General features: G+C 70.4%; 19 protein-coding genes. 13 read left to right on the forward strand and 6 right to left on the reverse strand.

Annotated elements, in window-relative coordinates:
* Positions 1-26: 26 nt before the first annotated feature.
* Positions 27-755, reverse strand: a complete 729-nt coding sequence (locus ACX80L_RS00485) for a TetR/AcrR family transcriptional regulator (RefSeq protein WP_133082478.1) — start codon at positions 753-755, stop codon at positions 27-29.
* 117 nt (positions 756-872) lie between these two features.
* Here ACX80L_RS00485 and ptsP point away from each other — a divergent pair, with 117 nt between their 5' ends.
* Positions 873-2,558 carry a phosphoenolpyruvate--protein phosphotransferase gene (ptsP, locus tag ACX80L_RS00490; protein ID WP_459287024.1) on the forward strand — a complete coding sequence of 562 codons (1,686 nt, stop codon included), beginning with the start codon at positions 873-875 and terminating at the stop codon, positions 2,556-2,558.
* 79 nt (positions 2,559-2,637) lie between these two features.
* Here the strand turns inward: ptsP and ACX80L_RS00495 are convergent, their stop codons facing one another.
* Together ACX80L_RS00495 and ACX80L_RS00500 are read right to left on the reverse strand one after the other, a co-directional pair.
* Positions 2,638-3,603, reverse strand: a complete 966-nt coding sequence (locus ACX80L_RS00495; RefSeq protein ID WP_459287025.1) for a DUF6807 family protein — start codon at positions 3,601-3,603, stop codon at positions 2,638-2,640.
* A complete protein-coding gene (locus ACX80L_RS00500; RefSeq protein WP_459287027.1) occupies positions 3,600-4,820 on the reverse strand; it encodes a Gfo/Idh/MocA family protein in 1,221 nt (406 codons plus the stop codon). The genes ACX80L_RS00495 and ACX80L_RS00500 overlap by 4 nt, the downstream gene beginning before the upstream one ends.
* 160 nt (positions 4,821-4,980) lie before the next feature.
* Here ACX80L_RS00500 and ACX80L_RS00505 point away from each other — a divergent pair, with 160 nt between their 5' ends.
* Positions 4,981-6,033, forward strand: coding sequence for a LacI family DNA-binding transcriptional regulator (locus ACX80L_RS00505; protein WP_459287029.1), 1,053 nt, complete (start codon positions 4,981-4,983; stop codon positions 6,031-6,033).
* 9 nt (positions 6,034-6,042) lie between these two features.
* Here ACX80L_RS00505 and ACX80L_RS00510 read toward each other — a convergent pair whose 3' ends face one another.
* Positions 6,043-6,267 carry a hypothetical protein gene (locus ACX80L_RS00510; protein ID WP_459287031.1) on the reverse strand — a complete coding sequence of 75 codons (225 nt, stop codon included), beginning with the start codon at positions 6,265-6,267 and terminating at the stop codon, positions 6,043-6,045.
* 388 nt (positions 6,268-6,655) lie between these two features.
* Between ACX80L_RS00510 and ACX80L_RS00515 the strand changes: the two genes are divergently transcribed.
* The 11 genes from ACX80L_RS00515 (at position 6,656) to ACX80L_RS00565 (ending at position 14,225) form a co-directional block, all read left to right on the forward strand.
* Positions 6,656-7,387 carry a GAF and ANTAR domain-containing protein gene (locus ACX80L_RS00515; RefSeq protein WP_459287033.1) on the forward strand — a complete coding sequence of 244 codons (732 nt, stop codon included), beginning with the start codon at positions 6,656-6,658 and terminating at the stop codon, positions 7,385-7,387.
* On the forward strand, positions 7,384-7,677 hold the full coding sequence (locus tag ACX80L_RS00520; protein ID WP_133082471.1) for a hypothetical protein: 294 nt from the start codon (positions 7,384-7,386) through the stop codon (positions 7,675-7,677). Before ACX80L_RS00515 ends, ACX80L_RS00520 begins: the two co-directional genes overlap by 4 nt.
* A 33-nt stretch (positions 7,678-7,710) precedes the next feature.
* A complete protein-coding gene (locus ACX80L_RS00525) occupies positions 7,711-8,007 on the forward strand; it encodes a hypothetical protein (protein WP_133082470.1) in 297 nt (98 codons plus the stop codon).
* A gap of 142 nt (positions 8,008-8,149) precedes the next feature.
* Positions 8,150-8,398, forward strand: coding sequence for a hypothetical protein (locus tag ACX80L_RS00530; protein WP_459287036.1), 249 nt, complete (start codon positions 8,150-8,152; stop codon positions 8,396-8,398).
* 98 nt (positions 8,399-8,496) lie between these two features.
* Entirely contained in the window at positions 8,497-9,684 is a 1,188-nt protein-coding gene (locus ACX80L_RS00535) for a Gfo/Idh/MocA family protein (RefSeq protein ID WP_133082468.1), read from the forward strand.
* Positions 9,681-10,835 (forward strand): dihydrodipicolinate synthase family protein, encoded by a 1,155-nt coding sequence (locus ACX80L_RS00540; protein WP_459287038.1) that lies wholly within the window; start codon positions 9,681-9,683, stop codon positions 10,833-10,835. The genes ACX80L_RS00535 and ACX80L_RS00540 overlap by 4 nt, the downstream gene beginning before the upstream one ends.
* Positions 10,832-11,722, forward strand: coding sequence for a TIM barrel protein (locus ACX80L_RS00545; protein ID WP_133082466.1), 891 nt, complete (start codon positions 10,832-10,834; stop codon positions 11,720-11,722). The genes ACX80L_RS00540 and ACX80L_RS00545 overlap by 4 nt, the downstream gene beginning before the upstream one ends.
* A 9-nt stretch (positions 11,723-11,731) precedes the next feature.
* Entirely contained in the window at positions 11,732-11,881 is a 150-nt protein-coding gene (locus tag ACX80L_RS00550; protein ID WP_459287040.1) for a hypothetical protein, read from the forward strand.
* Complete coding sequence (locus tag ACX80L_RS00555) at positions 11,878-12,120, forward strand: nuclear transport factor 2-like protein (protein ID WP_459287042.1); 243 nt, start codon at positions 11,878-11,880, stop codon at positions 12,118-12,120. The genes ACX80L_RS00550 and ACX80L_RS00555 overlap by 4 nt, the downstream gene beginning before the upstream one ends.
* Before the next feature lie 129 nt (positions 12,121-12,249).
* On the forward strand, positions 12,250-13,071 hold the full coding sequence (locus ACX80L_RS00560; RefSeq protein WP_459287044.1) for an SRPBCC family protein: 822 nt from the start codon (positions 12,250-12,252) through the stop codon (positions 13,069-13,071).
* A 155-nt stretch (positions 13,072-13,226) separates the two neighbouring features.
* Entirely contained in the window at positions 13,227-14,225 is a 999-nt protein-coding gene (locus tag ACX80L_RS00565; RefSeq protein WP_459287046.1) for an NADP-dependent oxidoreductase, read from the forward strand.
* Here ACX80L_RS00565 and ACX80L_RS00570 read toward each other — a convergent pair.
* On the reverse strand, positions 14,213-14,710 hold the full coding sequence (locus ACX80L_RS00570; protein WP_459287048.1) for a MarR family winged helix-turn-helix transcriptional regulator: 498 nt from the start codon (positions 14,708-14,710) through the stop codon (positions 14,213-14,215). The genes ACX80L_RS00565 and ACX80L_RS00570 overlap by 13 nt on opposite strands.
* 10 nt (positions 14,711-14,720) lie before the next feature.
* Positions 14,721-15,038, reverse strand: coding sequence for an ArsR/SmtB family transcription factor (locus ACX80L_RS00575; RefSeq protein WP_459267145.1), 318 nt, complete (start codon positions 15,036-15,038; stop codon positions 14,721-14,723).
* Between the last annotated feature and the right edge of the window lie 67 nt (positions 15,039-15,105).

A 15,105-nucleotide genomic window follows, 5' to 3' on the forward strand; every position in this document is an offset into this window, starting at 1 on the left:
GAGGGATGGGTGATGACCGGGAAGCGTCAGCTTCCCGACCTGCTGGAGATGCGCTGGAGCCATTCGAGGAAGAGCTTCAGTTCGGAGCTGGAGAGCTGGTCGGGGTGCGAGGACTGCAACGCGGCATTGAGGGCGATCGCCGCCACGACCACGGAGGGTGTCCCCTCCGTGTCGGTGGTGGGGTCGCCCTCGGAATCCGTGGCCACGGCCGAGATCACGGCTTCCCGCGTCATGGCGGAGAGCTCGAGGTTGCGTTTCGCCGCAGGTTCCGCGATCAGCATGAGCGTGACGCCGATGTTGGCGGCGAGCATGCTGCGGGCGGCTTCACGCGGTGAGACGACGAGGCGGGCCGCCGCGGCCGCCCGCGCCAGCACCTCCTCGAGGAACGCCTCCGCGCTGGCCACCATGGATGGCCTGCGCTCGGGCCGGATGTTGCCGAACATCACCAGGTAGAGGTGCGGATGGTCGAGGCCGAACTGAACGTGGTTGTCCCAGTGCATCCGGAGGTCCTCGATCGGTTGTCCCGACGTCGGGAGGCCCCTCTCGGCGTCGAGGTACTCCGAGAAACCCTCGGCGACGACGGCGTCGAACAGGCCTTCCTTGTCACCGAAGTGGTGGTACAGGGTCGGAGCGGTCACCCGGGCGGCTTCGGTGATCTGCCGGGTGGAGACGGGCTCGCCGTTGGACTCCGCGAGCAGTGCTGCGGCGGCCCTCAGCAGCCTGTCCTTAGGCGCTGGTTCGCCTACTTTTTTCATGCCTGCTACCGTAGCACCTATAGCACCGTTATATGAACTGCATCACAAATAGTTTTTGCCTCGAGCGGCACAATGGTGCTAGACCGAAACACACCGGCAAGGAGACAAGGACGTTCAATGGAGAATTTCGCAGGGGTCGGAGTCAGCCCCGGACGCGTGATCGGTCCGATCCGCCACATGCCGAAGTCGGTCGGCGAACCTCCAGCCGGTGAACGGCACGACTCCCCGGACGCTCCCGAGGCCGCCGTCGCAGCCCTGAAGGCCGCCTCCAAGGCCGTCCAGGAGGAGCTGAAGCGCAGGGCAGGGATCGCCAAGGGCGATGCCAAGGCCGTGCTGCAGGCGACCTCGCTGATGGCGGCCGATCCCATGCTGCTGAAGTCCGCGACCAAGCTGATCAACAACGGCACGTCTCCCGCGCGTGCCGTCTGGGAAGCCGGTGCGTCCGTCGCCGAGATGCTCCACAACCTCGGCGGCTACATGGCCGAACGCACCGCCGACGTCCTCGACGTCCGCTCCCGCATCGTGGCCGAGCTGCGCGGCCTGCCCGCACCGGGCATCCCGTCGTCGGACACGCCCTTCATCCTCGTCGCCGAGGATCTCGCACCCGCCGATACCGCCACCCTGGATCCGGCCGTCGTCCTCGCCCTCGTCACCTCCGGCGGAGGACCGCAGTCGCACACCGCCATCATCGCCCGCTCCCTCGGCCTGCCCGCCGTCGTCGCGGCCGTGGGCGTCGACGACATCGCCGACGGCACGGACGTCTTCGTGGATGGAGCGGCCGGCACGATCGCACTCGACCCGGGAGCCGAGGAGGAGGCAGCCGCCGAGGCCTACAAGGCGGCCGCGGCCGCGCTCACGGTCTTCGACGGCACCGGCGTCACCGCCGACGGGCACGAGGTCCCCCTGCTCGCCAATGTCGGCGGAGCGAAGGACGCCGTCAAGGCCGCCGAGGCGAAGGCCCAGGGGGTCGGCCTCCTCCGCACCGAGTTCTGCTTCCTCGAGCGGGACACGGAGCCGACGGCGGACGAGCAGATCGAGGCGTACAAGGGCGTCTTCGACGCCTTCCCGGGCAAGAAGGTGGTGGTCCGCACCCTGGACGCCGGCGCCGACAAGCCCCTGCCCTTCCTCACCGACGCCAGCGAACCGAATCCCGCCCTGGGTGTCCGCGGCTACCGCACCGACCTCACGTCCCCGGGGGTGCTGGAGCGCCAGCTCCAGGCGGTCGCCGACGCAGCATCGCAGGCCAGTGCCGATGTCTGGGTCATGGCGCCGATGATCTCGACGGCCGAGGAGGCCGCGGACTTCGCCAAGCTGTGCAGCAACGCCGGCCTGCAGACCCCGGGCGTCATGGTGGAGGTCCCGTCCGCGGCACTGATGGCCGAGGCGATCCTCGGCGAGGTGGCCTTCGCGAGCCTCGGCACCAACGACCTCACGCAGTACACCATGGCGGCGGACCGCCAGCTCGGTTCGCTCGCCGCGCTGAACAACTCCTGGCAGCCCGCCGTCCTGCGCATGGTGCAGCTGACGGTGCAGGGTTCCGCAGCAGAAGGGCACGCGAAGCCCGTCGGCGTGTGCGGTGAGGCCGCGGCCGACCCCGCCCTCGCGGTCGTCCTCGTGGGCCTCGGCGTCTCGACGCTGTCCATGACACCGCGAGCGCTCGCGGGAGTCGGCGCCGTCCTCAACAGCGTCACCCTCGCCGAGGCGCAGCGCATCGCAGGCATCGCCGTCGCCGCCCCGACCGCGGCGGAGGCCCGGGCTCGCGCACGCGCCGAACTGCCCGTCCTGGAGTCCCTGGGGCTGTAGCGGGAACGTCCCGCGGCTCACCCGACCGCGTCCCCTTCGACGGGACGCGGTCGTCAGCCGCTGTGCGACGGTGCCCGGCCTAGGACCGGATCGCTGCCGCTGCTGCGTCGACGAACGCTGAGTCCGACATCCGCCCGTCGGCGACGAGCAGCGACCAACCCCAGTCGAACGCCTGGCCCGGGCCGAGGTGCAGCTCCGAGTGGAAGAAGGGTGCGGCGCACAGCATCGGTGTGCCGGCGCTGCGGACGAACCACGGCGAGGGCCCGCCGGGATTGCCCGGAGCGGGCACCATCAGCACCGATGCGGTCGGCGACCTGAGGCCGAGCCATGAGCGTCTGCTGCCCATGGCGTCCTCCTCGCTCAGGGACCCGATACCGGACCCCGCGCCGGTGGACCCGGGCGCGAGCCCGGGGTCATCCGGCCCGGCGGTCGCAGGCACGTGCCCGGGGTCATCCGGCCCGGCGGCAGCGCCCGCGACGATGTCGCCGCCGTCGAACGATGACGCCAGGCGCAGGAAGAATCCCCCGTACCCCGCGTTCGCCCGGCCCGCGGTCGTCGGACTCCCGAAGGCCAGCGCACCCGCGCTGGTGTTGACCCACCGGCTCCGCACCGAGGTGAGGATCCAGTCGGCGCCGGCGTGGACGGTCCGAGCGCCCCATCTCCGCTCCTCGTCCAGGAACGCGCTCCCGTCCGCCGCGCACCACTCGAGCCGCTGCAGGACACCGGGAGCCCCGCCCACATCGACGCCCCGCTGGGAGCCGTTGTTCGGCAACTGCACGTAGCCCTGACCCTCGCTGTACGTCGGCCCGCCCCAGAGGTTGACCGGGTAGCGCTGTCCTGCGACGGCGACATTGGACACGGCGATGCCGAGGCCCCGGTGCCAGGGGTGGTCGGCCGGCCCGCAGTCGCTGACGGTGCCGCCCGTGGGCGTCGACACCGGGTGCAGGAAGGGCCGGGGCGAATACTCGGCGGGCGCTCCCCCGCCGTCGTGCAGGACGCCGGCGAGCCGGCCGTCCGCCGTCCGGACGGGCGTGGGACCGGTCATGCCGCGGGTCCGTGCGGCCGAGCCCCGGGGAGGGCTTCTGGGCGACCCGCCGGTCGGCCTTCGATGACCGGCGCCGTGAGGGCGCCGCGCAAGGCAGGATCGGCGAGGTCGGCCCGCGAGATCCAGCGGCCCTCACGTGCCGAGGCGTACATGGCGCTGACGATCTCCAGTGCGCGGGCCGGGTGTCCCACGACCCCGGGCATGCCGCCTCCGGCCAGCAGTGAGCCGTAGATCTCGGCGAACAGGGCATCGTGCCCGCTCGGGACCTCCTGCTCGGGGAGCGCCCAGGACGCCGCTGTCCGCTCGTCGACATGGGGTGCCGGCGTGATCTTCCAGTGCGCGTGCCCGTGGCCGTAGAGGTGCTCCAGTTCGATCGTCGCGTTCTCGGTATCGATCCGGAGGAGGCTCGACTCCCGCGGCGCGAGGACGGTGGTGACCACGGAGGCGACGGCCCCCGACGCGAAGACGAGGGACGCGTGGGACAGATCCTCGGTCTCGACGTCCCGTCCGAGCCGCCACATCGTGGCCTGCACGGCGGACCACTCGCCCAGCAGGTAGGCCAGCAGGTCCACCTGGTGGCTTCCGTGGCTCAGCGTGGTGCCGCCTCCCTCGGTGGCCCAGGTCCCGCGCCAGGGAACGGCGAAGTACTCCGCCGTCCGGTACCAGTTCGTCTGGCACAGCGCCGAGAGGGTCCGTCCGAACGCACCCGAGTCCAGCAACTCCTTGACGTGCGCGGCGGCCGTTCCCGAGCGCTGCTGGAAGACGACGGCGAGGCCGCGCTGGGCGGCGCGACCGACCTCGACCATGGTGTCGAGTTGGATGAGGCTCAGGGCCGCGGGCTTCTCGACCACCACGTGGGCTCCTGCCCCGAATCCCGCCGCCGTCTGTTCGGCATGTCCGCCGGGGGGCGTGCAGATGTGGAGGACATCGACGCTGACGGCCGCGAGCATGTCCTCGAGCGACGCCGAACGGGAGTCGATGCCGTACGTGTCGGCGAAGGCCGCGAGGTGCTGCTCGGAGGGATCCGCAGCTGCGACCAGTTCCACTCCGGGCAGGAGGCGTAGCGCTCGGGCGTGGAGGTGGGCCACCCCACCGGTTCCCAGGATGGCCGCCCTGAGCGGCCCGGCCGTCGCAACCTCCGGGCCGGGAGCGGACTCTGTGCCGGACTCGGCAGCGGACTCGGCGACTGGACTCGGCAGGGGCACGGAGACCTCCATCATCGGCAGGGTTGCGGTCCTCGGAACACTAACAGAGAAAGCGTTTACCCGGCCGGGCAGGCGCGAGCGAGCATCGTTCGGCGTCGTGCAAGAATGGCCCTTTCCGCAATTCGCAGGGCGTGGCCCGAGGCTACCGCCCACACCATCAGGAGTGCACGCAATGTCTGCACCGGCAAGCAAGAGTCCCGCGACGCTGCACGATGTCGCCAGGGAGGCCGGAGTCTCGCTCGCGACGGCATCGCGGTCCCTGAACGGCAGCGCGCGGAAGGTGAACGAGGCCTACCGGCAGCGCGTGGTCGAAGCGGCCCAGCGACTCGGCTACACCACCAACCTCTTCGCGCAGGCCGTGGCCAAGGGCAGCACCACCACGGTGGCCCTGCTCGTGGCCGACATCGCGGACCCCTACTTCTCCAGCATCGCGGCGGGAGTGATCGATGCGGCGAGCGAGGAGGGGCTCGTGGTGACGATCGCCGTCACGGGCCGCAACGCCCAGCGTGAGCTCGACACGGTGCGGGCCCTGCGTGGGCAGCGTCCCCGCGTCATGATCCTCGCGGGATCCCGGACCACCGGCTCCGCCTTCGAGGAGCACCTGCGGGCCGAGCTCTCCTCCTTCGAGGACACGGGCGGCAAGGTCGCCTTCATCAGCCAGGACGCGGCGCCCTTCGCGACCGTCCTCCTGGACAACCGTGGCGGCGCACGTCACCTCGCCGTCACCCTGGCGGGCCTCGGCTACCGGGACTTCGCCGTCATCGCCGGACCGCCCGAGATCAGGACCTCCGAGGAACGCCTGGACGGCTTCACGGCGGGACTGGCGGAGCACGGCATCCCCCTTCCCCCCGAGCGCATCGTCCACGCCGACTTCACGCGCGACGGCGGCTACCGCGGCACCCAGGAACTGCTCGCCTCGGGAGCGCCCGTGGACCTGGTCTTCGCGGCCAACGATGTCATGGCCGTCGGCGTCGTGTCCGCCCTGCGCGACGCGGGGATCGTGCCCGGCGAAGGGATCGGCGTGGCGGGTTACGACGACATCCCGACGGTCCGCGACATCACGCCGGCCCTGACCACCGTGCGCATCCCCCTCGAGGACGTCGGACGGCGTGCCCTCCAGCTCGCGACGGGAACGGTCTATGACGGCGCCTCCGCGGAGAACGGCACAGGTCCGGCCCCCATCCCCACGGAGACGATCATCCGGGACAGTACGCCGCGTCGCTAGGACGGGGCATCACAGGGGCAGGATCGGCCCGGGTGCGGCCGTTTGGCGGGCCAGCTCCGCGACGTCGTCCAGCGGCAGCTCGGCGACCTCGGCGACGACCTCGATGTCCTCGCCGTGGCTGAGCGCCTCGGTCACGGCTTCCTTCAGGATCAGTTCGGCGCGGTCGAGCTCGAACTCGACATCCTCCTTGTCCGCTGCTGCGACGCGGATCTTCTGCAGATCACCGTTCGTCATGGCGTTGCGCGTACCTCACTTCCTGGCTCGACGGCATCGACGCCGGCGCACCTCCTCCAGGGTGTCCTCCGGACGGCTCGTCCGAGGCGCGGTGTCGGTGGCGTCGTCGCGACAATCCTAACCAGACACCTGCCTCCACGAGATGAAAAGCAGGTGACGGATGCCTTGCCACGGGGTGGACCGGCCCCGCACCGAGTTGGCCGGCAGCCCCGGCGTGCAGCGCCTACCCGCACGCGGTGTCCGCCGCAACAACCATCTGCATCACGGCGCCCATTCCCCTCCCGCCCGGCTAGGATGGGAGCAGCGGATCGGCGGCAACGTGCGATCGTGGTCTAGCAGAAGGCCCGTGGCGCCGGGATCAGGCCCGGCATGACGTTCGAGGCTACTGATGGACCTATTTCCCCCCTCCAACGAGTTGGGTGCGACGCTCGGTCGCATCCGCGGACTCGTGCTCACGCAGGAGACGGCGCAGCACGCCGTCGACCTCCTCGCACAGGTGGCGCAGGAGACGACACCCAATGCGTCGGGCGCGGGCGTGTCACTCATCCACGAGTCGCAGCGGACCAGCGTGGGCGCGACGGACGCGCTCGTCCGCACTGCCGACGATCTCCAGTACACCCTGTCCGAGGGACCGTGCCTGACGGCGTGGTCCACACGGTCGCCGGTGACGATCGACGACACGAGCACCGACGTGCGGTTCCCGCAGTGGAGCGCGGCGGCGGCCGACGCCGGCGTCCGGTCCTGCTTCAGCGTGCCCCTCCTGAGGGGCCGCGACTCCCTCGGCGCCATGAAGGTCTATTCGACCGTCCCCGCCGCGTTCGACGACGCCGACCGTGCCCGCCTCACGAGCCTGTCGATCGCCGCCTCCGCCCTGCTCGGACACGTGCAGACATCGGAGACATCGACCCGGATCAGCAGCGAGTTGCGCGCGTCGCTGCGCTCGCGCGACCTCGTCGGCATCGCGAAGGGGATCCTGATGGAACGCGAGGGCCTTACCGAGTCGGAGGCACTCACGGCACTGACCGCCCGAGCCCGCATCACCGGGGTGCCGTTCCGGCAACTCACCGCGGACATCGTGAACGGTCACGGTGACCACGGAACGGAGGATGCGTCCCGATGACATTCCCCTACTCGGAGGAACAGCGGGCGATGATCACGGCGGCCATCGTCGAATCGGGCTTCTCGACGGGTGAGGTGTGGCTCCACTACTTCTCGCTGAGCGGCGAGGTGGACGAGTACGAGGTGGAGGCCTACCTGGCGGGCCTGATGCCGATGCCCGCCCTCGAATGCGACCTGCTCGCCCTCGCCGTGAACGAGCTCATCGACGAGCTGCCCCCCAGGCGCCGCGCACCGTTCAGCGACGAGCTCGCCCGGGCGCACGCCGGAGCCGGGGACGCCCCGTCGCCGTGATCGAGTGTCGGACCCGCGGCATACCCTCGTCGCATGGCAGAACGACCGGGGTGGCACGGCATCCCTCCCAGCGCTGACAGGTTCATCCCACCGCTCCAGCTCGACGCTCCTTCCACCGGCATCACGGAGCCCCTGCGATCGCCCGCACTGTGGGTGGACCTCGACTACCCCGACGGCTCCACCTGCACCCGGAAGGGTTTCGCGATGGCCTGGACGGACACGGCCGTGCGTGCCCAGTGGATCGAGTACTCACGGGCGCGGGAAGCATGGGTCGACGCCGCACGGTGCCGGCGTCGGGACCTGAAGCCCTCGGCGGCACACGCCGCCTGAGCGCACCCGCTCTCAGGTTCCCGCCCGTCGCCCTCGTAGAGTGGGCGCATGGACAAGCCGGCATGGCACCCCGCGGTGCGCACGGGTGGGCGTGGCTAGGGCCGCCGGCTGGCACGGCCTCCCGCCGACCACGCATCGGTTCATGGCCCCGCTCCAGCTCGAAGCACCCACCGAGGGGATCACCGAGTCCGTCGCCCCCGCGCCGGCCCTCTGGGTGGACCTCGAGTACCCCGACGGCTCCCGGCAGACCGTCCGTGCATTCGCCATGGCGTGGACCGCTTCGGCGGTACGCGCCCAATGGGTCGAATTCTCCATCGCCCGCGAGGCGTGGGTGCGCCCGGACCAGTGCACCCGGCGCGAGATCCCGGGCCGTCCCGGCCCGGGCCGCTGACCCTCCCCCGGCCGCTTATTGTCACCTCCTCCTCCTTCCCCTACACTCTGGGTAAGCGCTTTCCTAAACAGCGTCACCGCCGGACCCAAGGAGTATCAATGTCAACGAGGACAATCGGGATCATCATGAACGGCGTCTCCGGACGCATGGGATACCGCCAGCACCTTGTCCGTTCCATCCTCGCCATCCGCGACCAGGGCGGAGTCCTCCTCGCGGACGGCACCCGGGTCCAGGTCGAACCGATCCTCGTGGGCCGCAACGAGGCCAAGCTCGCCGAGCTGGCCGCGAAGCACGGCATCGAGCACTACTCCACCGACCTCGACAGCGTCCTCGCGGATCCCACCTGGGAGATCTACGCCGACTTCCTGGTCACCAAGGCGCGCTCCGCGGCGATCCGGAAGGCGATCGCCGCCGGTAAGGCCATCTACACCGAGAAGCCCACCGCCGAGACCGCCGAGGACGCCCTCGAACTCGCGAACCTGGCCGAGGCCGCCGGCATCAAGAACGGCGTGGTGCACGACAAGCTGTACCTCCCCGGCATGCAGAAGCTCAAACGGCTCGTGGACTCCGGCTTCTTCGGCCGCATCCTCTCCGTCCGTGGCGAGTTCGGCTACTGGGTCTTCGAAGGCGGCTGGCAGGACGCGCAGCGCCCCAGCTGGAACTACCGTGCGGAGGACGGCGGCGGGATCGTCGTCGACATGTTCCCGCACTGGAGCTACGTACTGGAGAACCTCTTCGGGAAGGTCGAGTCCGTCTACGCCCGCGCCGTCACCCACATCGACGAGCGCGTCGACGAGCAGGGCCGCCCCTACAGCGCCACGGCCGACGACGCCGCCTACGCGGTGTTCGAGCTCGAGGGCGGCATCGTCGCCCAGCTCAACTCGAGCTGGACCGTACGCGTGAACCGCGACGAGCTCGTGCAGTTCCAGGTGGACGGCACGCACGGATCCGCCGTCGTCGGGCTGTTCGGCTGCAAGATCCAGCCGCGCAACGCCACCCCGAAGCCCGTCTGGAACCCCGATCTCGAGGACACCCACGACTACGACGCCGACTGGATCGACGTGCCCACCAACGAGGTGTTCGAGAACGGCTTCAAGACCCAGTGGGAGGAGTTCCTGCGCCACGTGCTGGAGGACGGCCCGCACCCGTACGACTTCTTGGCCGGCGCACGCGGGATGTACCTCGCGGAGCAGGGGCTGGAGAGCTCGCGCACCGGGCGACGACTCGACCTGCAGGACGTGCGCACCACCGCGTCCTCGCTCGAGGAAGCGATCACGCTGGCATGATCACGCTCGTCGACGCGGTCGGGGCCACCTCCACCGTCGAACTGAATCCCGCGCCGGCGTTCTCGAAGCCCGCGACGCCCCTGAGCAGCCGCACGGTGTACGCGGCGGCGCACGTGGTGCCCCGGTCCACGGCGGACAACGTCCCCGGCTCGCCCGCGGACCTCGACTGGGACGCGACCCTCGCCTTCCGGCACCACCTGTGGTCGTGGGGCCTCGGCGTCGCGGACGCCATGGACACCGCGCAGCGCAACATGGGGCTCGACGCCGCGGCGACGCGCGAGCTCATCTCGCGCAGCGCCGCGGAAGCGCGCTCCGTGAACGGTGCCCTCGTGGTCGGCGTAAACACCGACCACATCGACGACGCCGTGATCGGGCTCGAGGCGGTCATCGACGCCTACAAGGAGCAGCTCCACTTCACCGAGGACGCGGGCGCCTCCGTCGTGCTCATGGCGAGCCGCCACCTCGCACGTGCCGCCCGTACCGCCGAGGACTACGAGAGGGTGTACTCGGAGGTCCTCGCCGCCGCCGGCGCCCCCGTGATCCTGCACTGGCTCGGCAGTGCGTTCGACCCCGAGCTGGGCAGCTACTTCGGCTCGTCGGACACCGATGCGGCGTCGTCGACCCTCCTCAAGATCATCGCGAACTCGCCCGACAAGGTGGCCGGCGTGAAGATGAGCCTGCTGAACGCGGGCTCCGAACGGGCCGTGCGGTCACAGCTCAACGCACCGGCACGCATGTTCACCGGGGACGACTTCAACTACGTCTCCCTCATCGGCGGGGACGCCTCGGGCTACTCCGATGCACTCCTCGGCGCCTTCGCGGCCCTCGGTCCGCACGCCTCGGCAGCGGTCCAGGCGCTCGACGCCGATGACAGTGCGGCGTACGGGCGGATCCTCGGCCCCACCGAAGCCCTGTCACGCCAGATCTTCTCGGCACCCACGTTCTACTACAAGACGGGGGTGGCCTTCCTCAGCTGGCTCAACGGACACCAGGCCGGTTTCGGCATGGTCGGTGGCCTGCAGGCCGCCCGGAGCCTGCCGCACCTGTCGGAGATCGTCCGCCTCGCCAACGAGTGCGGGGCCCTCGAGCAGCCGGAGCTCGCCCGCGAACGCTGGCACGCGCTGCTCGCCGTGGGCGGGGCGGCAGCATGAGCACGCCGAACGGGCGCCTGTCCATCAACCAGGCCACCATCAAGTACGCCCCGCTCGCCGACGCCCTGCAGGTGACCTCCGACGCCGGGATCACCAGTATCGGACTGTGGCGCGACTCCGTGCAGGCCGCATCGCTGCCCGAGGCCGGGCGGCTGCTCGCGGACTCCGGACTGCGCTTCTCCAGCCTCTGCCGCGGCGGGTTCTTCACCGTGCCGGAGGGCCGTGCACGCCGTGCGGCCATGGACGACAACCGGCGGGCGATCGAGGAGACCGCGCACCTCGCGGCCTCGGGTGCGCCCGGGTCCGTGGCGGTCCTCGTCATGGTCGCCGGCGGGATCCCGCAGGGATCGAGGGACATCGCGGGCGCCCGCTCCATGGTGCACGATGCCCTCGCCGAACTGGCCCCCGACGCCGAGGCGGCAGGTGTCACGCTCGCCCTGGAGCCACTCCACCCCATGTACGCCTCGGACCGCGCCGTCATCTCCACCCTCAAGCAGGCCCTCGACCTGGCCGCGCCCTTCTCCCCCGCGACCGTCGGCGTCGTGGTCGACACCTTCCATGTGTGGTGGGATCCCGAACTGTTCCCGCAGATCGAGCGGGCAGGAGCGGAGGGCCGGATCGCGAGCTACCAGGTGTGCGACTGGAAGACGCCCCTCGCGGCGGACGTCCTGCTGTCGCGCCACTACCCCGGGGACGGCGTCATCGATTTCGCCGGCATCACCCGGGCCGTGCAGGCCGCGGGCTACGCAGGCGACATCGAGGTGGAGCTCTTCAACCAGGACATCTGGGACACTCCCCCGGCCGAGGCCGTCGCGCGCACGGTCGAGGGCTTCGAAGCCTCCGTCTCCGCACACCTGGGCCACCTGAGCGGCGACCTACGCCGGTAGCATCGGCCTATGGAATCTACCGAGGTCGTCCGACGGTACTGGTCGTCGGTGTGGAGCAGGGACTGGAACGCGGTGGGCCAGGTGCTCGCGGACGACGTGGAGGTGTTCTGGCCCGTGACACGCGAGGTCATCCGCGCCGGGACAACATGGTCGCCGTGAACTCCGAGCATCCGAACGGGTGGAGCATCGACGTCCTCAACGTCTACGACGCCGGTGAGGTCGTGGTCTCCGAGGTCCAGGTACCGCAGGAGGACGTCGGGATCTTCCGGGTCGTGTCCATCTGGACCGTGGCCGACGGCGTCATCACCTCCGGCCGCGAGTACTGGACGCTGTACGGCGGCGAGGAGGGCAGGGACTGGCGGCGCAAGTACGCGAGCATCGGCGACCTGCCCTCCTGAGGACCGCGAGGACGGTGCAGGAACGCACCGCCGTACGACCGGTACTGGCAATAGTCCCGACCGCACCATATGCTAAGCATGCTGATGATTTGGTCAGTGACCGTACCCACCCCAGACAAGGGAGGCATGATGAGCACGAAGGTCGAAGAAACCGTTGTAGTGAATCTTCCAGTGACGACCGTGTACAACCAGTGGACGCAGTTCGAGGAGTTCCCGCACTTCATGGGCGGCATCAAGCAGATCACCCAGCTCAGCGACGACCGTCTCGAGTGGGTCGCGGAGATCGGCGGCATCCGCCGGCAGTGGGAGGCGAGGGTCCTCGAGCAGGTGCCCGACCGCAAGGTCTCCTGGGCCGCCACGGAAGGTGCCACCAATGCCGGCACCGTCTCCTTCGAGGACCTCGGCGGCACCACGCGTGTGAACCTCACACTCGAGTACGAGCCCGAGGGCCTCGTCGAGAAGGTGGGCGACAAGCTCAACGTCGTGGAGAACCAGGCCAAGGCCGACCTGCACAGGTTCAAGGAATTCATCGAGTCGGAGAGCTACGCCACCGGCGCCTGGCGCGGGACGGTCGCCGGGCAGCCCGGGACCCCCACGGTCGACGACGCCGAGCAGTCACGCGGTGACAGCGGAAAGGCCGGCGTATCCGGCAAGGTCGCGGCGGGAGTCGGGGTAGCCGCGGCAGCTGCCGTGGCCGGCGTGGCCGCAGCGGCAGCGAGCAAGGGCAAGGAAGACGAGGAGGAGACCGTCGTGGAGACGGTCCCCGTCGTCGACGCCGCGCCCGTCGTCCCCGAGACCACCCCGGTGGTCGACGACGTGGACGTCATCGACGTCGACCCCGTCCCCGCAGTGGACGGCGTCCCGGGCACCGGAGTCCCCTCCGAGAGCCAGGGCCTCCGGGATGACACACTGGCCGACGGCGACCCGACGGATCGTCGAGGCACTCTGTAGTCCCAGGACCCACGCAGGGGCCGGATTCCTTCGGGAGTCCGGCCCCTGCCCTGTTCCCGGGCGATCTTCTGGAGCCCCAGGTGGGAACCGGGGAATTATGTGGTTGGCAACGTAATTGTGTCCTTCACCAACCCACCACCACCCAGGAGAGCACCATGGACACCACGAACACCACGACCGGAGCGGACATCCTTCCCGCCGACCCGGCAGGCCGGCAGGGCCCGGCGGGAGCCACCATGAGGGCCCTCGTCCTCGACGGCTTCGGCACGGAGGACGGTTTCGTACCGAGGGATGTCCCCCTCCCCGTCCCGGGAGCAGGCCAGGTCCGCATCCGCGTCCGCGCCATCGGCATCAACCCCCTCGAGACCAAGATCCGGAAGGGCTGGATGGCCGAGGTGATGCCGACGACCTTCCCCGCCATCCTCGGTGCCGAACTCGCCGGCGTCGTCGACACCGTGGGCGACGGTGTGCAGGGGATCGCCGTCGGGGACCGCGTCGCAGGATTCGCGGCGACCGGTTCCTATGCCGAATACGCGCTGAGCCGGGCCGACGCCGTCGCCCGGGTGCCCGACGGTCTCAGCTTCGAGCATGCCGTCACCATCCCCACGGGTGCCGAGACCACCCGGCGCGCACTCGCTCCGCTGCGGATCACCAGGGGCGAGACCGTGGTCGTGAACGGCGCGGCGGGCGGCGTGGGAAGCATGGCGGTCCAACTGCTCGTCGCGGCGGGCGTCACCGTGATCGGGACGGCGGGCGAGGCGAACCACGAGTACCTCCGCACACTCGGCGCCATCCCGGTCGGCTACGGCGACGGCGTGGGCGAGCGGATCCGTGCCGTGGCGGAGCAGGGCGTGGATGCGGTCTTCGACGTCGCAGGGCAGGGATTCATCCCCGTCGCGATCGACCTGATGGGCGGCACGGAGCGCATCATCACCATCTCGGACTTCACCGCTCCGGCCCTCGGTGTGGCGGCCGCCGCCGGTGATCCGACGACCCTGACGGCGGACGGTTTCGCCGATGTGCTCGAGCTCGCCGCGCAGGGGAAGATCGCGACGCCGATCGCCGCCCTGTTCCCCTTCGACGACCTCGCCGGGGCGCATCGCCTGAGCGAGACCGGCCACCTGCGCGGGAAGATCGTGGTTCAGGGCGTCTGAGGCGCCTCCCGGCCCGCCCGGTCCATCCCGTCGAGGATCTTCCGGGCGAGCCGGGTGAACTCGTCCTGTTCCTCGTCGGTCAGCCCGGCCGCAACGGTCCCCTGAAGGCGGGCCCATGCCTCCGTGACCGGCCCGCGCAGGGCACGTCCGGCGTCGGTGAGGAACACGAGCGTCACCCGCCCGTCCGTCGTCGACCGGCTCCGCGTGATGAGGCCCGCGGCCTCGAGCCGCCGGACCGACTTCGCCACGGTGGAATGATCGAGCCGCTGCGGGGCGCCGAGGGACTTCTGCGACAGGCCGTCCTGATCCCACAACTGCATGAGCAGCAGCTCCTGCCCGGGGAAGAGCCCCAGTTCCCCCAGGAGGGAGGCGGCCAGCGACCGCTGCCCATGTCCGATCGCCAGGATCGCGGCACTCAGCGGATAGTCCCGCACGATCGGGGAACCCGCCTGGTTCCCCGCCGATGGCTCTGTCGGCCTGTTCATCCCGCGGTCGTCACTCCTCATGCACCGGCTCCCCGGTGACGCGGTGGTCCGCGTGGTTCATCCCCTCGAGGATGAGCCGGGTGAGGTGCCCGTCGATGATGCTGTAGACCACGTTCCGGGCCTCCCTGCGCGTGGCCACGAGGCCGGAGAGCCGAAGTTTGGCGAGGTGCTGGCTGACCGCGGTGCGGTTCGCACCGGTCGCCGCGACCAGGGTGCCGACGTCGGCCGGTCCCTGCGTGAGCAGCCAGAGGAGATGGAACCGCGTCGGGTCCGCCAGCATGCGGAAGGTGCCGGCGCCCGCCTCGAGCCGCTGCGAGTCCGGTGCCACCGGATGCACGAGGCTGGGAGCACCGCCGTCGTTGCCATGCCCGTGGTCCGGCTGTGCCGCTGTGCTG

Source organism: Arthrobacter sp. MDT1-48-3, assembly GCF_054511015.1.